Source organism: Bartonella gliris (assembly GCF_045277155.1).
Classification (GTDB): Bacteria; Pseudomonadota; Alphaproteobacteria; order Rhizobiales; family Rhizobiaceae; genus Bartonella; species Bartonella gliris.
Genome location: NZ_CP123962.1, coordinates 1,375,554 through 1,396,903 on the forward strand (window position 1 = coordinate 1,375,554; position 21,350 = coordinate 1,396,903).

Below are 21,350 nucleotides of genomic sequence, written 5' to 3' on the forward strand. Positions count from 1 at the left end.
CATGATGGGGTGATGGTGTTAAACTTTCATTTTGTTGATGACAAAATGTTAAGGACAGAATGGAGCTTCAAGAATGACAACACGGGAAGCAATGTTGATGTTGTTAGTTTTGCTTCCTTTTGCTGGCAGTGCTATCATTGGCTTTTTTCGTTCGACAGCAAAAAATAATGAGGCATGGTTTGCTGGGATTGTCGCACTTTTCTGTCTTCTTTTTACAGTAATGCTTTATCCGGAAGTTCGCGGAAACCACATAGTGCGGTTAGATATTTCTTGGCTTCCAGAATGGGGGAGTGATTTGATTCTCCGCATAGATGGTTTGTCGTGGCTTTTTTGCTTGCTCATTACAGGAATTGGGCTACTTGTTGTTGTCTATGCGCGTTATTATATGGATCCGGCGGATTCTGTACCGAGATTCTTTTCCTTTTTTTTGGCCTTTATGGGGTCAATGACAGGAATAGTCTTATCAGGTAATCTCGTCTTTTTGGTCGTTTTCTGGGAACTGACCAGTATTTTTTCTTTTTTGTTGATCGGCTATTGGTACCATAATGCAAGCGCGCGTGAGGGTGCGCGTATGGCTTTAACAATCACAGGTTTTGGCGGTTTTGCTCTTTTTATTGGGGTTTTATTGATTGGCTATATTGTTGGCAGTTTTGATTTGGATAAGGTGTTGCAGTCTGGGGATATGATCCGGTCAAGTTCTCTTTATAGTCTTGTCCTTATTTGTATTTTATTGGGGGCGTTAACAAAAAGCGCACAGTTTCCTTTTCACTTTTGGTTGCCTAATGCGATGGCTGCTCCAACACCTGTATCGTCTTATTTGCATTCGGCGACAATGGTGAAAGCAGGATTGTTTTTGCTTGTCCGTTTATGGCCAGTACTCTCTGGGACGGAAGCTTGGTTTTGGCTGGTTGGCTTTTCAGGACTCTCTACATTGCTGCTTGGTGCTTATTTTTCCATGTTTCAGCAAGACTTGAAAGGACTTCTTGCTTATTCGACTATTAGCCATCTTGGATTAATTACCACACTTTTAAGTCTTGGTAGTCCACTTGGGTGTGTTGCGGCGATTTTTCATATGGCTAATCATGCCACTTTTAAAGCTTCTTTATTTATGGCAGCTGGTATTATTGATCATGAAACGGGGACACGTGATATGCGTAAACTGACGGGGCTTTATCGCTCTATGCCTATCACGGCAACTTTGGCTTTAGTAGCAAGTGCAGCGATGGCTGGAGTTCCTTTGCTGAATGGTTTTTTATCGAAAGAGATGTTTTTTGCTGAAGCTGTTGAAATGCATATGGAATCATGGATTGATTGGATTGCACCTTATGTAGCAACGCTGGCTAGTTTGTTTAGTGTGACCTATTCTATACGCTTCATTCATGGCGTTTTCTTAGGACCAAAACCTGTCAATTTACCTAAAACTCCTCATGAACCGCCGCATTTTATGCGTTTGCCAATGGAGCTTTTGGTGTTTATTTGTTTGGCGGTTGGTATTTTTCCTAATTTAACAATAGGAGCTATTTTAGATAATGCAGTTGTCTCTGTTTTAGGACCGATGAAAACCCCGTACAATTTAGCTGTTTGGCATGGGTTTAATACTCCGTTAGTGATGAGTTTGATTGCTTTATTCGGCGGCGGATTGCTCTATGCTGTTGGGCATCGTTATTTTTTATCTTGTGATGATGGAGCTCCTTTTTTTCGTCATTTGAAAGGAACCCGTATTTTTGAACGTATGCTCGTGATTATTTCTTGGAAATGGGCACGTGCAGTGGAATCTCTTTTGTCAACACGCCGTTTGCAGATACAGTTGCATTGGATATTTTGGGTGTGTTTTGCATTTGTTGGTCTTTTACTTTGGTGTGATGGCTTAATTGCAGTGGGGTCATTACCACTTTTTCCAGTTGATATTCCTTTTCTTGCTCTTTGGTTGGTTGGTGGATTATGTGCGCTTTTAGTTGCTTGGCAAGCAAAGTTTCATCGTCTTGCATCACTCATGCTGTTGGGAGGAGCTGGTTTGATGACTTGTGCAACCTTTTTATGGCTTTCTGCGCCTGATTTAGCAATAACACAATTGGTTGTTGAAGTTGTGACAGTTGTCTTATTATTGCTTGGTTTACGCTGGTTGCCTAAACGTTTGCATAATCCTACTCCAACGTCTGTTCATTTTTTGGTGCGCTTGCGTCGTATCCGTGATTTCGTCATAGCACTTGTGGGAGGTTTTGGTGTAGCGTGGCTTTCCTTTGCAATGATGACACGTCCTCAAGGTACAACAGTTTCTGATTTTTTTCTCACCCATGCTTATTCGAATGCTGGGGGTCGCAATGTTGTAAATGTGTTGTTGGTTGACTTCCGTGGTTTTGATACCATGGGAGAAATTGTCGTTTTAGGTGTTGTTTCACTGACTGTTTTTGCCCTTTTAAGACGGTTTCGTCCTGCTCCTGAAAGTATTGATGCGCCTTTTCAACAACGTGTTCAGAAAGCTTTTGATATGGCACAATCTGATCGGAATGTGGGGGATACAGTGTTGAATTATCTGGCTGTGCCTGCTGTTATTATGGGTTGGCTTTTTCCGGTTATTATTGCTTTTGCTGTTTATTTATTCATGCGAGGGCATGATCTACCAGGAGGTGGATTTGTTGGTGGTGTGACTTTAGCGATAGGATTTATTTTGCAATATCTGGCACGTGATATCCGGTGGGTGGAAACCCATTTGAGAGTTTTACCTTTGCGTTGGATTGGCTTTGGCTTATTATTGTCAATAATAACGGGAATGGGTTCTTGGTTTTTTGGATATCCTTTTTTAACATCCTTTTTTCGATATATTCATCTTCCGCTAATTGGAAAAATTCCCATGGCATCTGCTTTTTTGTTTGATTTTGGTGTACTTTCTCTTGTGTTGGGAGCAACTGTTCTTATTTTAATTGCACTTGCACACCAGTCAATTCGCAGTTACCGAATCGGTAAGAAGCCCAGTTTGAAAGAGAAGGAAAATTAATGGAAATTGTTCTTTCTTTGAGTATTGGTGTTCTTGTCGGATCAGGCATTTGGCTTGTTTTGCGTCCACGCACTTTTCAGGTCATTCTTGGTTTGTCTTTGATCTCCTATGGTGTCAATCTTTTCATGTTTTCAATGAGTAGACCGCGCAGTAATGCAGCGCCAATTGTTGATCCTACCACTGTTATTAATCCAGCTAATTATGCCGATCCTCTGCCACAAGCCTTGGTTTTAACTGCAATTGTGATTGGTTTTGCAACAACAGCTTTATTTTTAGTTATTCTCTTGGTTTCACGCGGTTTAACGGGTTCAGATCACGTTGATGGACGTGAGGTGCAGTAATGGAAGTAGGAGTACACCATCTCCTTATTTTGCCTATTCTTTTGCCATTAAGCACTGGAGCGGTCCTGCTTTTCTATGATGAACGGCGTTCGAAACTTAAATCATTGATTAGTCTTTCTTCTGCCGGATTGTCGGTTATTATTGCTGTTTTATTGATTATGCGTACGCTTGAAATAGCACCGGCGTGTGATGTTTATCGGCTTGGCAATTGGCCCTCTTCCTTCGGAATTGTTTTGGTCCTTGATCGTTTAAGCGCCATGATGCTCTTACTTTCCAGCTTGTTGGTGACGAGCGCGCTGGTTTTTGCACGCGCCCATTGGTACAAAGCTGGTCCTCATTTTCAGTCATTGATGCAATTTTTTATGGTGGGGATAAACGGCGCTTTTTTGACTGGGGATTTATTCAATTTATTCGTGTTTTTTGAAGTTATGTTAACAGCTTCCTATGGGCTTGCTTTGCATGGTTCTGGTCAGACACGCGTGCGTGCAGGGTTGCATTATGTCGTCGTTAATCTTGTTGCTTCATTGTTTTTTTTAGTTGGTACAGCACTCATTTACGGAGTCGTTGGCACTCTTAATATGGCCGATTTGGCTGTTAAAATAAGATATATAGCTTCTACGGATATTGTTTTGTTTGAAATAGGTATTGCCCTTTTAGGTATTGCTTTCTTACTCAAAGCAGGTATGTGGCCGCTTAATTTTTGGTTGATGCCGACTTATAGTGCGGCAGTAGCGCCCGTTGGAGCTTCTTTTGCACTTTTGAGCAAGGTGGGTATTTATGTTATTTTACGTTTAACGCTGTTATGGTTTGGTCCTGAAAGTGAATATTTTAACCATTTTGGTCACACGGTTTTGTTTTATGGTGGGCTTGCCACTGTGATTTTTGGGTTTATTGGGGTATTGGCGAGCCAAGTTTTGGGGCGTTTGGCAGCTTATAGCGTTCTTGTATCTTCGGGTACATTGTTGACAGCGATCGGGATCGGCAATACAGCACTGATAGCAGGTGCACTTTTTTATATCGTTTCCTCAACTCTAGCACTTGGCGCTTTTTTTCTATTGGTAGAGTTGGTTGAACGCTGTCAAGATGTAGCTGCTAATGTTCTTGCTGTCACAATGGAGGTATATGGTGACGATGAAGAGGAGGAAGAAGATGAAGTTGGAACTTATTTTCCAGTCACTTTAGCGATTCTCGGAGCTTGTTTTGGTATATGTGCCATTTTGATTATTGGATTGCCGCCTTTTTCTGGTTTTGTTGCTAAAATTATGATGTTCATGGCAGTTTTAAACCATTGTAGAGAGGATTTTTCTGCTTCTCTACCGATTTACCATGATTGGCTTTTTGTGGGTTTTGTCACCATCTCTGGTTTTGCAGCTTTGATTGCACTGACAAGAACGGGTATTCGAACTTTTTGGGTTTCTCTTGAAGGGCGCGTTCCCCGTGTGCAGGTGATAGAATTTGCTCCTATTGCTGTTCTCCTTGCTTTGTGTTTTCTTATAACAATCGTAGCTGGTCCTGTTAGTCATTATATGTCTGAAACGGCTAAGGCTTTGTATGAACCTCAGAATTATATTGGAAGTGTTTTAACGGATTTTTCTCTCGAAAATAGGGAGATCAATAAATGAATCGTTTTTGTCCTTTCCCTTTTTTCAGTGGTGCAATTGTTTTTATGTGGCTTGTTTTAAACGGTTTTAGTTTAGGGCAATTGCTTTTAGGGATTATGATTGCTTTGTTTTGCGGTTGGATGATGCAGCTCCTGGAGCCGGAGAAGGTTCCTGTTAAAAGTTGGAGTGCGGTTTTTCGTCTCGTTTTTCGAGTATTTATAGATTCCATATTCTCAAATATTTCAGTGGCTTGGTTTGTTTTAACAAAAAGATCTCGACAACAGAAGTCTGGTTTTATTGTCGTACCTCTTCTGCTCCACAATCGCACTGCTTTGGCTATTTTAGCATGCATCCTCTCGGCAACCCCTGGAACTGCTTGGGTTGCTTATAATAGTAAAAAGGGGGAACTTTTGCTTCATGTCTTAAATTTAAAAAATGGATATGATTATCAACGGTTGATCAAACAACGGTATGAGCAATTACTTTTGGAGATTTTTTAATGAGTATGCTGATCCTTTATTGGGGGATTTTCTTTTCACAGTTTTTTTTAAGTTTGGCAGTGATTTTCGCCCTGTTTCGGTTGATTCGTGGTCCACGTGCACAGGATCGGATTGTTGGTTTGGATGCTCTTTATATAACCATTATTCTTTTATTTCTTACATTCGATATCCGTTCAGGAACAACCATTTATTTCGTAGCGGCCCTCATTATTGGGTTGTTGGGCCCTGTCTCAAGTATCGCTTTGGCAAAATTTTTAATGCGTGGAGAAGTTATTGAATGAAGGATGATGTATCGCTTGTCGTTGCTATTGTTATCACTGTTTTCTTAATATTAGGATCTGGATTAATGCTTATCGCAACGATAGGTTTGGTGCGTTTTTCCAGTTTCTATGAGCGTTTGCATATGCTTTCAGTTGCTACGAGTTGGGGTGTTGGCAGCATTCTTATTTCTTCGTTTCTTTATTCAACATTTGTGGATCATTGTTTTGTTTTTCATGAAGTATTGTTGATGCTTTTTTTGTTTTTAACAGCACCGTTGGCTTCCATGTTGTTATCTCATACAGCAGCTTATCGGCATCACTCAGAAGAACAGTCAGAAAAACCGCTGGCTCTTTTATTACATCAGACGGAGGAAAAGTTACCTGCATCAGAAGGAAAATCATGTGATGAGAGCCAAGGCGGTTTTTAAAGTGCAACAGCCTTGTTTTACTCTGTGCTTTTTTCTTCTACTTTTTCTTCTACGCAGTGGATGGGCTTTTCTTCTTTTGGATCATCAATAAGATCGTAAAGTGTGGCTTCGTCTCTTTTTGTCCACCAAATATATTGGCCGCTCACATATTTTGCTCCAGAAGCGGCAATAACATTAGAACCAACGATGCGCTTATCTTTCCATTTGAAATCAACCAACGAAATATTGCCAGCATTATAATAGGTTGCTTCAACATGCTCTTTGCTTGTTCCCATATTGCATTGATAGGAAACAGTCTGAGTTGTTGGTTCTGGATCATCTGGTACCTCAATGACTAAAGAACTCGCTAATGCATTGATTGAACCAGAGAGTAATACGCTTAAAGCGATAAAAAATTGTATAGTAAAAGGTGTTTTTTTCATAATGTTTCCTGAATTATTTAGAATAATAGCATTGATTCATCTTTGCAGAGAATGGGTTTTTTTTCTTCTGGATCATTAACAAGATCATAGAGTGTGACGTCTTTGTTATTTTCCCACCAAATATATGGGCCTCCCATATATTTTGCTCCTGAGGCAGCGAGTACATTAGCAGCAATGACGCGATTACCTTTCCATTTGAAATCAACCAACGAAATATTCTCAGCATTAAGATAAACTGCTTCCACGCGTTCTTTACCTGTTTCAGTATCACACTGATAGGCAATGGTCTGAGTTGTTGGCTCTGGATTATCTGGTACTTCAATGATTAAAGAACCAGCTAAGGTATTGTTTGAGGTGAAGAGTGATAAACTTAAAGCGGCGAAAAATCCTAAAATATGTAAAGTTTTTTTCATAATGCTTTCCTATATTGTGCACAAAGAATAGTTTGACTGATACGATGGTGTCTACGGCAGGATTCGAACCTGCGACCCCAGGATTCATACCACTTCGATTTTCACCGCCAGCTTTGGAGGCTGTTTGTGGTCTGGACTGTCTCTTCACCTTGAAGCTTATGCTTTTTAGGTGCTGCCCGTTCAGTCTCTACACCTTTCTCTCATTTGAAGAGAGACTTGGCTCGGGATTGGCATATAGTCTCCTATGAAGCTTTCCCCGAATTTGAGCAGATCCACTTTGAGGATTTCTCCTTAAGGTGCCCAATTTCTTTAGGAATCCTGTGCTCTATCCTACTGAGCTACGCAGACATCATCACATTTACTCCTTTAATAGAAGTATAAAAGCGAATCAATTATATTCAATATGAATTAACCAATTTCTGCTAATTTTTGCTTCAAAAAGGTCAAAACTGCCTCTGGTGAAACATTTTTTGCAATAAATGATTGGCCAAGTCCGCGTGTTAAGATGAAGGTCAGATTGTTTTGCGAAACTTTTTTATCTTGGGCAATGAGAGTCATCAGTGCTTCAGCGTCTGGTAGCTTACCTGGGATATCCTTTAGTTTTGTCGGTAATCCCACTGCTTTAAGGTGTGTTTCAACGCGTTGTGTAAGTGTGGGACTTATTAAATTCAGTTGAGCGGAGAATTGGTGGGCTAGAATCATCCCAATTGCTACGCTTTCACCGTGGATTAAACGGTTTGGGTCATAGCCGGTTGCTGTTTCAAGCATGTGTCCAAATGTATGACCAAGGTTTAAGAGTGCGCGTTCTCCTGTTTCGTATTCATCACGTGCTACAATTTCAGCTTTAAATTGGCATGAGCGGACAATGGCTTCTGTTCGTATTGGGCCATTAGAGAAAATCTTTTGCCCATTTTTTTCAAGCCATTCAAAAAAGTCAGGTTGGTTAATGAGACCGTATTTGACTATTTCTGCGTAGCCAGCGCGAAATTCGCGCAGTGGTAGGGTATCGAGAAGGCACGTGTCGGCAATAACGCATTGCGGTTGATAAAAAGCACCAATAAGATTTTTACCATATTGGCTGTTGATTCCAGTTTTCCCACCAACAGAGGAGTCAATTTGTGCAAGAAGTGTTGTGGGCATTTGAATGAAGTTCATTCCACGGCGTATAATACTTGCGGCAAAACCTGCCAAATCACCAATAACACCACCACCAAAAGCAATAACGCAATCGCCTCGCTCTAAACGTGCAGCAAGAATTTGATCGATTACAATTTGCAGGGTTGAAAATGATTTTGATTGTTCCCCTGCTTCTACAACAATGGGAACAGTATGGATTTTGTTTTTTATTAATTGTGTTTGCAATGTATCCAAATGGAGAGAAGCAACATTTGTATCTGTAACAATTGCCAAGCGTGTTTGATGAGGATCTTTTTTGTTAAGAGAATGTTTAATCTGTGAAGCAGCTTGCGCAATCAGATCTGGGCCAATGATGATATTGTAACAGTGTTTGTCCAGTTTAACAGTGACGGTCTTGGCTTGCATGCTGATTGTTCCTATTGTTAATTTCTGTGTATAGGTAGTGCTGTACAGATCGTATGACATTTTGTGCTACGGTATGACGGCTTTCTTTATGACTGTTAATTGTTAAGTTTGCCTTTGCATAGATAGGATAGCGCTGTTCCATGAGTTTTTGCATGGTTTCTTTAGGGTTTTCTGTTTGAAGGAGGGGGCGCGTTGGATGCCGTGAAACACGTTTCATGAGGATATCAAGATCTACTTTGAGCCATATAGATATACCATTTTTATGAATGGCTTGTCGGATATTTTCGTTTATGTAAGCACCGCCACCTGTTGCTAAAACAAGAGGACTTTTTTTAATGAGGTTTAGAATAACACGCTGTTCAAGAGCGCGGAATTCCGGTTCACCATAAGTTTTAAAGAGTTCGGTGATTGTCATTTGCGCAGCTTTTTCAATTTCTTGGTCGGAATCATAAAAGGGCAAATGGAGCATAGTGGCAACGCGTTTTCCAATCACTGATTTGCCTGCACCCATAAGACCAACAAATACAAGTGCGCGTTTATCAAGAGATGATAAGAGTTGATTCTTTATTTGTGTTATCGGGGTATGTTTAGGTTGATTACTTTTCATAACTTTATTTCGGCATTTATCCGCTTTAAAGTCAATTCCTGTTAATCTTTATAAGGCATGATAAAGGATAGAATATTTTAGGTAGGTTATTATCTTATGCCAACATTGACCAGATTTTTGATGATTCTTTTCATTTTACTTTCTGTTCTTTTCAGTATAATGGGTGCTCTTGTGGTTTGGGTTGAACCAGTAACTGTGGATATGTATATTGATGTTCCCTTGGATTCATGGCACCTTTCTGCAGAAGCGAATCAATGAAATGAAAAGTGGTGCTGTGATAGATCATTTTCTTGAAATGATGAGCGCTGAGCGAGGGGCTTCTTCTCATACTCTTGCGGCTTATCAGTGTGATTTGCAGTGGGCACAAGATGAATTGTCTGCACATTCTGTCTCGCTTTTTTCAGCAAAAAAAGAAGATTTAATTGGTCTTTTGTCGCTTATGCATAATCTTGGTTTTGCAGCGTCTTCGCAAGCACGCCGTTTATCGACTTTGCGTCAGTTTTATCAATTTCTTTATGCTGAAGGGTTGAGAGCAGATGATCCCTCTCATGATATTGATGCGCCTCGTCAGGGACGTCCTCTCCCCAAGATTATAAGTGAGGATGCGGTGACGAAATTGCTTGATTTTGCTGAGTTGGAAGTGAATCAAGCAGATTATGGGTCGAAAGATCATTTCCGCGCATTGCGTCTTCAGGTATTCATTGAAATGTTGTATGCAACAGGCTTGCGAATCAGTGAGTTGGTGAGTCTTCCGGTGCAGGCTGTTCGAGGGAAAGAGTACGGTGTTTTGGTTCGCGGTAAGGGCAAAAAAGAACGAATGGTTCTCTTATCAAAAAAAGCATGCCAAGTTCTTTCACAGTGGTTAAATTTGCGTGATAAGGGAAAGGATGCTACAAGTCTTTATCTTTTTCCTGCGCGTTCAGAGACAGGATATATTGCTCGTCAAGTCGTTGCACGGGAGTTGAAATGTCTCGCCAGAAGAGCAGGCATAAAAGGTGATAGCTTTTCTCCCCATGTGTTGCGCCACGCTTTTGCTAGTCATCTTTTGCAAAATGGTGCTGATTTGCGTGCAGTTCAACATTTGTTAGGTCACTCTGATATTGCTACCACTCAGATTTACACACATGTATTGGAAGCAGGACTTTATCGGTTGGTCAATGAGCATCATCCACTTGCCGATGAGCAGAAGACTAGGTAAAGAGAAGGTGATGTTTTTGAAAAATACTTTATAAAGTGAATTATAAGTGTATAAGTTACACCAAATAAGTTGGGTGCAATGTATAATTATCTTGATTTTGAAAAACCGGTTGCTGATCTCGATGGGAAAATTCTCGAATTAAAAAAGATTTCTGAGGAAGAAGGCAGTCTTGATATGAGCGACGAGATCGCGCGTCTTGAAATGCGTTCCCAAATGGCATTGCGCGATATTTATAAAAAATTATCGCCGTGGCAAAAAACACAAGTAGCTCGCCATCCTGATCGTCCCCACTTTATGGACTATTCTGCGCGGTTGTTGAGTGATGTTACACCTTTGGCAGGAGACCGCAAATTTGCTGAAGATGAGGCTATTCAAGCTGGGTTCGCACGCTTTAAAGGTGAAGCTGTTGCTTATATAGGTCAGGAAAAAGGGCACGATACGCAAACGCGTTTACGCTATAATTTTGGTTCTGCACGTCCAGAAGGGTACCGTAAAGCTGTACGTATCATGGAAATGGCTGATCGCTTTGGTTTGCCACTCCTAACTTTTGTCGATACAGCAGGTGCTTATCCTGGTGTGAGTGCTGAAGAACGTGGTCAAGCAGAAGCAATTGCTCAGTCAACAGCAGCAACTTTGCGCTTAAAAGTTCCTGTTGTTTCGGTTGTTATTGGAGAAGGCGGTTCTGGAGGGGCGATAGCAATTGCCGCGGCAAACAAAGTTTATATGTTAGAGCACGCGATTTATTCTGTTATTTCACCAGAAGGGGCAGCTTCTATTTTATGGCGTGATCCAGCTCGCGCTAAAGATGCTGCAATGAATATGCGTATTACCGCTCAAGATCTGTATCGGTTAAAGATTATTGATGGCATTATTCCGGAGCCTTTAGGGGGAGCACATCGAGGAAAAGAGGTTGTGATTGATGCAACAGGAAATATTATTTCTGCTGCTTTGGAGACTATGGTTGGCAAAGATGGTGAAGTTCTTAAACAAGAACGTTGGGAAAAATATCTTCAAATTGGTCGGTCTCTAACATAAGTTATTTTTTGTGAGGGGATATTGGAGTTTTATTCGATGACATTCAACAGATTCCTCGTGGCATGTGTTTTGTTTGCAATGGGGATATTGTCGGCATGCGAGGGGAGATTACCAGCTTCTATTCGCGCTAAAGTTGAGCAGCCGTTGCCGCAAGAGATCCAAAATAGAATGGTTCTTTATAATATAGATCCCTATGCGCCGATTATGATGCGGTTTTTTAAAGAAGAAAATGTTGCCGAAATTTGGAAGCAATCCCGTTCAGGGCTTTTTGTGTTAGTGGCACGTTATGGCATTTGCAAATGGTCCGGCCAGCTTGGACCTAAATATAAGGAAGGGGATCTGCAGACACCGGAAGGTTTTTATACTGTTACTGCAAATCAAATGAATCCTTATTCGAAATATTATCTTTCCTTTAATATAGGCTTTCCGAACCTTTATGATCAGGCGCATGGCCGCACAGGACGTCACCTTATGGTGCACGGTTCTTGTTTTTCCGCAGGTTGTTATTCCATGAGTGATAAAAATATGGCGCAGATTTATGCTTTTGCACGGGATGCTTTTAGAGGTGGACAGAGAGAATTTCAGTTGCAGGCTTTTCCTTTCCGCATGACTGACGCTAATATGGCGCGTCATAGTACTGATCCTCATTATCAATTCTGGGTTATGCTTAAGGAAGGTTATGATCTCTTTGAGGAAAATCGTAGGCCTCCAACGGTTGATGTTTATGAAAAACGTTATGTTTTCAATACTGATAAAACTTCCGTTTCTTTAACGCGGTGAGTCTTATTTCATCGTAATAATGCTTTATTCTATACGAATGGTATGTATGTTAGCGCTTGTATTGAGATGTAAGGGGGGGGCATACTTTAAAATTCGTAATTTATCTCATCAAAAATTTTTATTCATTGAAGGTTGGGGCAAAAATTAAAACTTTATTCCTGGAATGCTCAAAGGGTTATCCAGTATGGCGGTTTTATCTGCGGTATCTATTGCTGGTTTGTTTAAAAAAGCATTGAATAGGTTTTGTATCGCTTTTTTTTCAACACCATCGGCAATAATGACAAAACGAGTTTGTGTGATTCCTTTTGGCCATGCTGATAGTCTTATTGGTGGATGGAAAAATGCCTGTACACCGTGCAAAACAAGTGGGCGCTGTGGGTCATCACACAATGCGATAATTGCTTTGATACGTAATAATTTTGCACCATAAAGATCTTTTAGAAGATTTAAAAAAGCATTGATAGTGGCGTAATCAATAGGTTCTTCACAGTCTAGAGAAAAAGCATGAACAGTCCACGGGTGAACATGATCGTGTGGAGCAACGGTAAGTGGTTGTTTAAATTCCATATTGTCTGCTTTTTCATCCCATAACATTTTACTTATTAATGCACTTGAACAGCAATGGTCAGAATGGACATCGATGATTTGCGCTGTAGGATTAATCGCTTTGAGTGTGCTGAGAAGCGTATTTGGAAGTGTTTTTTGGTCAGTAAGATCTGTTTTTGTGAGGATAATTTTGTCAGCAAGTGCTAGTTGTTTTTGTATTTCAGGATAGTGCTCGAGGATGGAAGGTGTGTTTAATGTATCAAATGTTGTAATAACAGTGTCGGTGGATAATGCTTGAGTTAAGAGTGGGTGGCTTAAAAGAGCTTGTAAAATAGGTGCAGGGTCAGCCACCCCTGTTGTTTCAATGATAATACGATTGAGTTTTTTGAGATTTCCTGTACGAACGCGATCAATCAAATCAGTCAATGTATCGATGAGATCACTACGCAAATTACAGCATAAGCAACCATTTGCGAGTTCGATAATTCCTTCTGTCGTTTTTTCAACCAGAAGATGGTCAATACTTACTTCACCGAATTCATTGATGATAACGGCACAATCAGCTAAAAGAGGATCTCGCAACATACGATTGAGCAAAGTCGTTTTACCAGAGCCTAGAAAGCCGGTTATAAGAGTAATAGGAATTCGCGTCGTTTCCATATTCATGAGTGATTATGGCTTGTTGCTTTTGTTATGGGGTGGTTTTCTTGTTTTTTATGCGGAATGTGCAATTTTTTTAACGGTTTTCCTTTTGCTTTGCGCGTTGGTGGTGTAGAAATGGGGCGTACTGATAAAGGAAGAGAGGGGGTAGGTGAACTAGTGATCAAAGGTGAAGTAAGGATAACGTTTCCTTGATCATCATAAGAGTTGGCATGCATTTTTGCGGCTTCAGCTGTGCATGTTTGTTGTTTCATGTCGGTTGCTTGTGCCATTTTTGTTCCATAAGGCTCTAGTGTTACTAATGTTAATTGGGATGATCCTTGATGAGAAAAGCCTGCTTCAAGCAGTTGTGCGGCTTGTTCTTCTCTTTCACTCACGTTATTAGATCCTAAAATAACAGCAATAATCGTGCGGTTGTTACGGGTTGCTGAGGCAACAAGATTGAAGCCAGAGGCACAAATAAAGCCTGTTTTCATGCCGTCTATTCCATTAAAACGACCAATGAGATTGTTTGAATTGGGTTGGATTTTTCGTTTGTCACCAAAATCAATGGCTGGAATAGAAAAATAATGAGCATATTGAGGAAATTCTCGACGAATTTGAACCGCTAAAAGAGCAATATCGCGTGCTGTGGAGTAATTGTGTGGGTCTGGTAATCCGCTTGCATTAGCAAAATGCGTTCCAAACATGCCTAAACGTTGAGCTTCAGCATTCATTTGTTGCACAAAAGCTTCCTGTGAACCAGCAATTGCTTCGCTCATGGCAATGGCCAAATCATTGGTAGATTTAACCATGGTGATACTTAAGGCTGTATCAAGTGTGAGAACAGAACCAGCTTTATAGCCTGAGCGATACGAAGGAGCTTTTGCCGCATATTCGCTGATGGTGATGTGTTTGTTGGGGGAAATTTCTCCTGTGCTCATGGCACGGAAAATGATATAAGCGGTCATTAATTTTGTTAAGGAGGCTGGATACCAACGCTCAAAGGCTTGATTGTGCTCTAAGATGCGTCCAGTTTCAACATCAACAGAGAGAAAGGGGTGAGCCAAAGAAAAAGTGCTCATCAAACTCAAAATGAAAGAAAAAAATAAATTATGGAGGAGTTTTCGCATTAAGTGAAGTCCAATTCCTTCTTAAGTGATTTAGAACTATTTTAATGTAGCACACGATACTTTTGAGTCCACAACAGAGAGGAGAGGTGGTTAATACCGTATCAGTTTTTCTTCAGGGGTCAAAACCATCAGCCATCTTTAATTCAGTTGTGCGGTTTTAAAAGTATCGAGAACAATAATAATGGAGAGTGCTAAGCAGTGCACTTTTTTGTTTTCCGCGTTTCTTAATGTAATTATGCCCCCCAAGAAGAGAAGTGTATCATTGTATTGCTATTCATGGTTGCTCTTAAAGAGATATCTCGCTTTGGTTTATAATTTCATCTTTCAATATTACACCCGCTTTTGCAATAAGACGGTTCATAAGAGGCATATAGATTCCTTTCTCAAACAATTTTTATTCACATATCAATCTTTCTTGTGATGTGCAAACACACGTTTTTTAATTCTGAATCAGAAGCTTTGAAATGAAAAAATATTCCTGTATTGAGTATTCTCCATTCAATACAGAAAAGTAATGAATTATCTTTATAAATCAATGTATTGATTCATGAGAACTCAGTTTTTGAAGCTTTTTAACAGCACAAGGTGGCATAGGTGGAGGGCTTGGATCTTGTGCTGCTAATAAAAGCAATTCATCACAAGCTTTTTCTGTTTTTTGGACGAGTTGGTCTAAGAAATCACGTTTGTTTAAGCCTGCTTCGATGGGAGGAAGAATACGAACACGAATTGTTCCTGGGTAGCGGCGAAAATTATTGCGTGGCCAATATAAACCAGCGTTGTGCGCAATGGGAACAACTTGAAGTCCCAGTTCATGGTAGAGAGCAATAATTCCTGATTTATAATCTGGTTCTTGACCAGGCTGTCGGCGTGTTCCTTCGGGAAAGATCAGAATTTGACGCCCTTGTTTTGCTTTTTCTTTTGCTTTTTGTATAATGGTTTTCAAGGCTTTAATGGGCGTTGTTCGGTTAATTGGGATAATTTGTGTTTTTGCCATGTACCAGCCGAAAAATGGAATCCACGTCAGTTCACGTTTCAAGATGAGAGCAGGATCATCAAAATAAGGTACAAGGCTGAAGGTTTCCCATGCAGATTGATGTTTTGGAGCGATGATATAGGCACCCTTTGGGAGATTTTCTAAGCCTTCAATTTCATAGTTTGTGCCTGCGATGTATTTTTGTAAAAATAGTGTGACGCGCGCCCAAGTTTTAGGCACAATCCACGCTTTTTTGCGTGGCATTAAAAAATAGATGGGGGCGTAAAGAATCATTTGTATGAAAGTAGCTGTATAAAAAGCGAACGTAAAAAGAAGAGAACGAAGGATAAGCACTATATTTTCCATTTTATATCTGCAAAGAGACCTTTTATATAACTTACTTTACGTGAGAAAACATCTTTCTTTATGTTTTTTCTAATATCTATTTTTCGGTAACCTATTTTCTGATATTTAAAAACATAAGGAAAAAGACGGATGAGACTAGAGGGTAGCCAAGACAATCTTTTTATTCCACGGATTTTATCTATTGCAGGGACTGATCCTTCTGGTGGGGCGGGAATGCAAGCGGATTTGAAGGTTTTTTCAGCCATGAAAACCTATGGTATGAGTGTGGTTACAGCTGTTGTTGCACAAAACACACAAGGTGTGCGTGCTTTTCACGCATTGGATGCATCTTTTGTTGCCGACCAAATTGATTCTGTTTTTGAGGATATTCATGTTGATGCAGTTAAAATTGGTATGGTAGCAAATGCGCAGATTGCTCAGACTATTGCAGAGCGTTTAGCTTACCATAAAGCTCGTTTTATTGTTTTTGATCCGGTCATGGTAGCAAAAAGTGGCGATGTCCTTTTACAACCTGATGCGATTGAAATTATTCGTGATGTTCTTGTTCCAATGTCGACTTTGATTACGCCCAATTTACCTGAGGCAGCACTACTGTTGGGATGTGAAGTGCAATGGTCATTAAACACTATGTACCAATATTGTCCGCAGCTTTTGACACTTGGTTGTGGTGCGGTTTTATTAAAAGGTGGGCATCTGAATATCCTTGCTCACACAGATGATGCCAATTACGATTATTCCAGCCCAGATCTTTATTGTGATTCTGAGGGGATTCTGGCGCTTGAAGCCTCACGTCTTATAACCACCAATGATCATGGTACAGGCTGTACTATTGCTGCTGCAATTGCAGCACTTTTGCCGACAGAGCCTTTAATTTGCGCGGTAAAAAGAGCAAAAAATTATCTCAATAATACTTTAGCGGCTTCAAATGCTTTGCAAGTGGGAAAAGGACGCGGTCCGGTTCACCATTTTTGTGAACTATGGGATGAAAGATAAAGAAGAAACCCTCCCAAAAACGATGGTTTGAGAAGCAATTATAAATTATAAATTGAACAGTCAGTTTTGTACTAAGGAGAAAGAGGCGGATTGGAGAGGAATACGTGGTAATTTATTGTTTTTACGGTTATTTTTTTACCATTAAATGCGTTGTTTGTAAAATTGGATTTTGATACCTAAAATTGTGAAAATTACCGAAAATGAAAAAAAAAGTGCGATTCAATGGTAAAAATGAGAGAAGGCTTTGAAAGGGTCTTTGAAGACCTTTTGAGAACCCCTTAAAAATCCTGTAAAAAAATGAACTGCTGCAAAACCTAGTGGCAAATTATGCAAAACCTGGCATCAAGCTACAGCTATACAAACTACAAAGCTATACACAGGCTAAAATAGATCAATATGCAAATTATGGAGCGGGCGATGGGATTCGAACCCACGACCCCAACCTTGGCAAGGTTGTGCTCTACCCCTGAGCTACACCCGCTCATATATTTGAAACAATTTTACTTCAAACGTTGTCTGTATGGCGTAGGCTTATCCGAATTGCAACAAAAAAATAACATTTCAACGTGAATTATTTTTTCAATATTTAAAAAATGGAAATAAAGATTGATTTTGAAGGTTCTCTTCAATAAATTGTCCTGCGCGATTATTGCAAATTTAGGTGGATCGATAATGTTCAAAGTGATGGGGTTTAGAGTCATAGGTTTGTGTTTTGCTATTATAGCTATTTTTACGATAGATAGTTTTGCAAAAACAACAGAGAAAGTTAAAGTGGCAATTACACAGATTATGTTGCATCCTGCTGCCGATGCAGTTCGCAAAGGGGTAGAGGATGCGCTTGCAGAAAATGGCTATAAAGACAGTGAAAATTTCGAACTTACTTTTTTATCAGCACAGGGAAATATTTCTACAGCAACGCAGATTGCACGTAAATTTGTTGGTGATAAACCTGATGTGATTGTTGCAATTAGCACGCCTTCAGCACAAACAGTGTTTGCGGCGACGAAAAAAATTCCTATTGTTTTTGCTGCAATTTCTGATCCTATCGGAGCAAAAATAGTCTCTTCGCTTACCAAACCTGGTGGAAATGTGACTGGAACTTCTGATCGTATAGATATTGCGGCAAGCCTTAAACTTTTGCAGGAAGTAAAACCAGATTTGAAAAAACTTGGTTATCTTTATAATGCCTCAGAAGCCAATTCTGTTTCAACACTTAAAATATTAAAAGATGTCGCAAACAAAGCAGGAATTGAAGTCATCCCTTCATCAGCGCCTAAACCTTCTGATGTTCAGGCGGCAACACGGGCTTTAATTGGCAAGGTGGATATCATTTTTATTCCTGCTGATAATACAGTTCTTTCTGTTTTAGAGGGAGCAGCAAAAGTTACACAGGAAGCAAATATTCCTTTATTTACTGTCGATTCTAACTCTATGGGAAGAGGGACGTTTATGACGCAGGGCGTAAACTTCTATGATGTAGGGGTTGAGGCTGGAAAATTGGTTGTGCGTATTTTAAAAGGTGAAAAACCTGGTGATATTGATGTTGTACAGGCGGCTAATAATGATATCCGTATTGATATGAAAGCAGCTAAAAAAGCTGGTATTGTTATTCCGCAGGCAGTTATTGAACGTGCGACAAAGATTATTCAATAGGCTTCCCTCAACATGATGTTGATACGATACAAGATACTTAAGTTTTTATGGGGGTGCTCTTTGGATGAATATATTTGCGTTTTCTGGTGCTGTAGAATTAGGGCTTATTTATGCGTTTGTTGCAATTGGCGTTTATCTCTCGTTTCGCGTTTTAGATTTTCCTGATTTGACTGTTGACGGGTCGTTTCTTCTTGGGTCATGCGTTTGTGGTGTTTTGATTCTTTTAGGTTTCAATGCATGGACAGCTATGGCATGCGCTTTTGGTGCTGGTATGGCGGCTGGTTTAGTAACAGCCTTGCTGAATTTGCATTTTGGTATTTTAAATCTTTTGGCTTCAATTTTAACAATGTCAGCGCTTTATACAGTTAATCTTCGTATTATGGGGATTATGGGTGGGTCTAATATCAATTTAGCGCTTGCTGATACTGCTTTAACCCCCTTTTATGACGCATTTGGTTTGCCTGATATTTTTGTGCGTCCTCTTTTTGTTGGTTCTGTCTTATTGGTTGTAGCATTTTTGATTTGGCGCTTTTTAGAAAGTGAAATGGGGCTTGCTATGCGAGCAATGGGAGCCAATCCGCGTATGGCTACAGCGCAAGGAGTCCATACGTCGGCGTTAATTTATTTTGGTATGGGGCTTTCAAATGCGTGTGTTGCACTTGGAGGTTCTCTTTATATTCAAACCGCTATTGCTACTGATATTACCGGTGGAGCTGGTACGATTGTTTTCGGTTTAGCTGCGGTTATTATTGGTGAAACGTTATTTCGTACGCGCAGTATTTTTTGGATTATTGTCAGTTGTATTGTCGGATCTGTTCTTTACCGTGTGGCAGTGCAGTTCGCGTTTGAGGCACAAGGGATTGGTATTGATACGTCGACGGATCTTCAGTTGATCACTGCGCTTTTAGTTGTTTCAACCCTTGCTATATCACGCTATTGGGGGAGGCGTAAACATGATTGAATTCTCTCATGTCGGGGTTACTTTTAAACCACAAACACCTTTGGAAAAACAGGCTCTCATTGATATCAACCTCAAGATTGAGAGGGGCAGTTTTGTTACAATTATTGGGTCAAATGGTGCTGGTAAATCCACTTTGCTTAGTGTTTTAGCGGGCGCAATTCTTCCCACGACAGGAAAAGTGGTGATCAATGGCCAAAATGTTTCCAGGCAATCGATAAGTGAGCGAGCCGGAAAGGTTGCTTGTGTTTTTCAAGATTCGTTAGTGGGAAGTTGTGGTTCTTTAACAATTGAAGAAAATTTGGCTCTTGCAGCCCTTCGGGGAAGTCGGCGTGGTTTGCGCTCAGCTTTAAATCATGAAAAACGGCAATTTTTCCGAAATGAAATTGCCCAATTAGGTATTGGTCTTGAGACATGCATTCATAATCCTATGGACAGTTTGTCAGGTGGACAACGTCAAGCGGTTTGTCTTGTTATGGCTACTTTAGCACATGCGGATGTTTTATTGCTTGATGAGCATACTTCAGCATTAGATCCAGGAATGGCTGATTTTGTGATGCAGTTGACAGAAAAAATTGTTGAAGAGAAAAAATTAACAACTATTATGGTGACGCATTCTATGCGTCAAGCTCTTGATCATGGAGATCGCACACTAATGTTGCATGGGGGAAAAGTGATTTTGGATGTGCGTCAAGAAGAACGTAAAGGGTTGGATGTGAGTGATCTTATAGGCATGTTCCAAAAGGTTCGTGGTGAAGTTCTTGATGATGATGAACTCTTAATGGATTGATATTTTGGCTCAGAAAAAAGCGCATGAAGTTGATCACTTTTTAACGCGCTTTTCGCGTGCTTTTCCTATCGTTCTCATTTACGGACCTGATCGTGGTCTTGTTTGCGAACGTGTACAGCGTTTTATTAAGTGCACGAAAGTAGCAGTAGAAGATCCTTTTTCTACTGTTCGTCTTGATGCTGGTGAAATTGATAAAGATCCTGCTCGATTGGTAGATGAAGTACGCACTTTATCGCTTTTTGGTGGTGATCGTTTGATATGGGTGTTTAACGGCGCTAATCAAAAAAACTTCCTTACAGCTTTGAAGCTTTTAATCAAAGAACCACCAGAAAAAAGTTTTATTCTTATTGAAGCAGGCGATCTCAAAAAAGGGACAGGGCTGCGTAATGTTATTGAATCGGCAGCGATAGCGATGGCTTTACCCTGTTTTGCAGATGATATCCGTGCTCTTGATGCATTAATTGATGAAGTCTTAGGTCATTTTAAGATGACCCTTTCTTTAGATGCGCGAAAGTGGTTGCTTCATCATTTGGGAGGGGATCATCTTGTTTCGCGTGGTGAATTGGAAAAACTCTGTCTTTATGCCTTGGAGAAGACACATATTGCTCTTGAGGATGTGAAAGCTGTGGTGAGCGATGTTAGTGCGCTCTCTCAAGATGAGGTGATTGATGCTGTTTTGCTGGGAGATATAGCAGCTTTTGAAGCGCACTTTAACCGGCATGCAAGTATGCAAAGCGCACTTTTTTTCATTTTGAGTACTGCGCAAAGGCATTTTCAGCAATTACAGCTTTTGCGTTATCAAGTAGATGTTGAAGGTAAAAGCGTTTTTACAGCAGTTTCTCAAGCACAGCCGCCGATTTTTTTTCAGCGAAAAAAAACAGTTGAACGTGCTTTGAACTATTGGGGGAGAGAGCAAATTTCTTATGCAATGGAACGAATCCAGCATGCTGTTTTAGAAAGCCGTAAAAATCCGCTTTTGAGTGAAGCTATTATTCGTCAAGCTTTGTTGGGATTGGCAATTGTTGCACGGCGCCGAATGGCTGCTTAAAATATTGAGCTATATTGGAAGAGTATTTATTTAAAGACCTTGAAAATTTTGTGAAATAAATTTTTCTCTTATAAGATTTTTGTTTTTCGTTTTTGTACATTTGATAAAAGACTAACATCATTTTTATCG

General features: G+C 40.2%; 21 protein-coding genes and 1 tRNA gene. 14 read left to right on the top strand and 8 right to left on the bottom strand.

Annotation, left to right across the window (positions count from 1 at the left end):
* The first annotated feature begins 73 nt into the window (after positions 1-73).
* The 6 genes from QHG54_RS06115 to mnhG are packed head-to-tail and all read left to right on the top strand — an operon-like array spanning position 74 to position 6,125.
* A complete protein-coding gene (locus tag QHG54_RS06115; protein ID WP_317992471.1) occupies positions 74-2,995 on the top strand; it encodes a monovalent cation/H+ antiporter subunit A in 2,922 nt (973 codons plus the stop codon).
* Positions 2,995-3,336, top strand: coding sequence for a Na+/H+ antiporter subunit C (locus tag QHG54_RS06120; protein ID WP_317992470.1), 342 nt, complete (start codon positions 2,995-2,997; stop codon positions 3,334-3,336). The genes QHG54_RS06115 and QHG54_RS06120 overlap by 1 nt, the downstream gene beginning before the upstream one ends.
* A complete protein-coding gene (locus QHG54_RS06125) occupies positions 3,336-4,958 on the top strand; it encodes a monovalent cation/H+ antiporter subunit D (RefSeq protein WP_317992469.1) in 1,623 nt (540 codons plus the stop codon). The genes QHG54_RS06120 and QHG54_RS06125 overlap by 1 nt, the downstream gene beginning before the upstream one ends.
* Positions 4,955-5,437: a Na+/H+ antiporter subunit E gene (locus QHG54_RS06130; protein ID WP_317992468.1), complete on the top strand. Its 483-nt coding sequence runs from the start codon at positions 4,955-4,957 to the stop codon at positions 5,435-5,437. Before QHG54_RS06125 ends, QHG54_RS06130 begins: the two co-directional genes overlap by 4 nt.
* On the top strand, positions 5,437-5,718 hold the full coding sequence (locus QHG54_RS06135; RefSeq protein ID WP_317992467.1) for a K+/H+ antiporter subunit F: 282 nt from the start codon (positions 5,437-5,439) through the stop codon (positions 5,716-5,718). The genes QHG54_RS06130 and QHG54_RS06135 overlap by 1 nt, the downstream gene beginning before the upstream one ends.
* Positions 5,715-6,125 (top strand): monovalent cation/H(+) antiporter subunit G, encoded by a 411-nt coding sequence (mnhG, locus tag QHG54_RS06140; RefSeq protein WP_317992466.1) that lies wholly within the window; start codon positions 5,715-5,717, stop codon positions 6,123-6,125. Before QHG54_RS06135 ends, mnhG begins: the two co-directional genes overlap by 4 nt.
* A gap of 17 nt (positions 6,126-6,142) precedes the next feature.
* Here mnhG and QHG54_RS06145 read toward each other — a convergent pair whose 3' ends face one another.
* The 4 genes from QHG54_RS06145 to QHG54_RS06160 form a co-directional block, all read right to left on the bottom strand.
* Positions 6,143-6,547 carry an MliC family protein gene (locus tag QHG54_RS06145; RefSeq protein ID WP_406604028.1) on the bottom strand — a complete coding sequence of 135 codons (405 nt, stop codon included), beginning with the start codon at positions 6,545-6,547 and terminating at the stop codon, positions 6,143-6,145.
* 17 nt (positions 6,548-6,564) lie between these two features.
* Positions 6,565-6,960 (bottom strand): MliC family protein, encoded by a 396-nt coding sequence (locus tag QHG54_RS06150; protein ID WP_406604029.1) that lies wholly within the window; start codon positions 6,958-6,960, stop codon positions 6,565-6,567.
* 408 nt (positions 6,961-7,368) lie between these two features.
* The gene (gene aroB, locus QHG54_RS06155; protein ID WP_406604030.1) at positions 7,369-8,502 is read right to left on the bottom strand and encodes a 3-dehydroquinate synthase; all 1,134 of its coding nucleotides are present in this window, start codon (positions 8,500-8,502) and stop codon (positions 7,369-7,371) included.
* The gene (locus QHG54_RS06160; RefSeq protein WP_317992462.1) at positions 8,477-9,109 is read right to left on the bottom strand and encodes a shikimate kinase; all 633 of its coding nucleotides are present in this window, start codon (positions 9,107-9,109) and stop codon (positions 8,477-8,479) included. Before QHG54_RS06160 ends, aroB begins: the two co-directional genes overlap by 26 nt.
* 259 nt (positions 9,110-9,368) lie before the next feature.
* On the opposite strand from QHG54_RS06160, the gene QHG54_RS06165 reads away from it, so the two are divergent.
* The 3 genes from QHG54_RS06165 to QHG54_RS06175 all read left to right on the top strand — a co-directional run bounded on the left by QHG54_RS06165 (position 9,369) and on the right by QHG54_RS06175 (position 12,122).
* Complete coding sequence (locus QHG54_RS06165; RefSeq protein ID WP_406604031.1) at positions 9,369-10,307, top strand: site-specific tyrosine recombinase XerD; 939 nt, start codon at positions 9,369-9,371, stop codon at positions 10,305-10,307.
* Positions 10,308-10,385: 78 nt separating this feature from the next.
* On the top strand, positions 10,386-11,342 hold the full coding sequence (locus QHG54_RS06170; protein ID WP_317992460.1) for an acetyl-CoA carboxylase carboxyltransferase subunit alpha: 957 nt from the start codon (positions 10,386-10,388) through the stop codon (positions 11,340-11,342).
* 36 nt (positions 11,343-11,378) lie between these two features.
* On the top strand, positions 11,379-12,122 hold the full coding sequence (locus QHG54_RS06175; RefSeq protein WP_406604032.1) for a L,D-transpeptidase family protein: 744 nt from the start codon (positions 11,379-11,381) through the stop codon (positions 12,120-12,122).
* Between the two features lie 144 nt (positions 12,123-12,266).
* On the opposite strand, the gene QHG54_RS06180 is transcribed toward QHG54_RS06175, so the two are convergent.
* The 3 genes from QHG54_RS06180 to QHG54_RS06190 all read right to left on the bottom strand — a co-directional run bounded on the left by QHG54_RS06180 (position 12,267) and on the right by QHG54_RS06190 (position 15,779).
* Positions 12,267-13,328: a GTP-binding protein gene (locus tag QHG54_RS06180; RefSeq protein WP_317992567.1), complete on the bottom strand. Its 1,062-nt coding sequence runs from the start codon at positions 13,326-13,328 to the stop codon at positions 12,267-12,269.
* A 2-nt stretch (positions 13,329-13,330) separates the two neighbouring features.
* The gene (locus QHG54_RS06185) at positions 13,331-14,440 is read right to left on the bottom strand and encodes a D-alanyl-D-alanine carboxypeptidase family protein (RefSeq protein ID WP_317992458.1); all 1,110 of its coding nucleotides are present in this window, start codon (positions 14,438-14,440) and stop codon (positions 13,331-13,333) included.
* Between the two features lie 532 nt (positions 14,441-14,972).
* Positions 14,973-15,779, bottom strand: a complete 807-nt coding sequence (locus tag QHG54_RS06190; protein ID WP_406604033.1) for a lysophospholipid acyltransferase family protein — start codon at positions 15,777-15,779, stop codon at positions 14,973-14,975.
* A gap of 129 nt (positions 15,780-15,908) precedes the next feature.
* On the opposite strand from QHG54_RS06190, the gene thiD reads away from it, so the two are divergent.
* The gene (thiD, locus tag QHG54_RS06195; protein ID WP_317992456.1) at positions 15,909-16,772 is read left to right on the top strand and encodes a bifunctional hydroxymethylpyrimidine kinase/phosphomethylpyrimidine kinase; all 864 of its coding nucleotides are present in this window, start codon (positions 15,909-15,911) and stop codon (positions 16,770-16,772) included.
* Between the two features lie 406 nt (positions 16,773-17,178).
* Here the strand turns inward: thiD and QHG54_RS06200 are convergent.
* Positions 17,179-17,253 (bottom strand) — tRNA-Gly (locus QHG54_RS06200).
* A gap of 203 nt (positions 17,254-17,456) precedes the next feature.
* On the opposite strand from QHG54_RS06200, the gene QHG54_RS06205 reads away from it, so the two are divergent.
* The 4 genes from QHG54_RS06205 (at position 17,457) to holA (ending at position 21,221) form a co-directional block, all read left to right on the top strand.
* A complete protein-coding gene (locus tag QHG54_RS06205; RefSeq protein WP_317994086.1) occupies positions 17,457-18,425 on the top strand; it encodes an ABC transporter substrate-binding protein in 969 nt (322 codons plus the stop codon).
* A gap of 64 nt (positions 18,426-18,489) precedes the next feature.
* Positions 18,490-19,386, top strand: coding sequence for an ABC transporter permease (locus QHG54_RS06210; RefSeq protein ID WP_406604034.1), 897 nt, complete (start codon positions 18,490-18,492; stop codon positions 19,384-19,386).
* A complete protein-coding gene (locus QHG54_RS06215; protein WP_317993998.1) occupies positions 19,379-20,173 on the top strand; it encodes an ABC transporter ATP-binding protein in 795 nt (264 codons plus the stop codon). The genes QHG54_RS06210 and QHG54_RS06215 overlap by 8 nt, the downstream gene beginning before the upstream one ends.
* Before the next feature lie 4 nt (positions 20,174-20,177).
* Positions 20,178-21,221, top strand: coding sequence for a DNA polymerase III subunit delta (holA, locus tag QHG54_RS06220; RefSeq protein ID WP_317993997.1), 1,044 nt, complete (start codon positions 20,178-20,180; stop codon positions 21,219-21,221).
* Positions 21,222-21,350 lie beyond the last annotated feature (129 nt).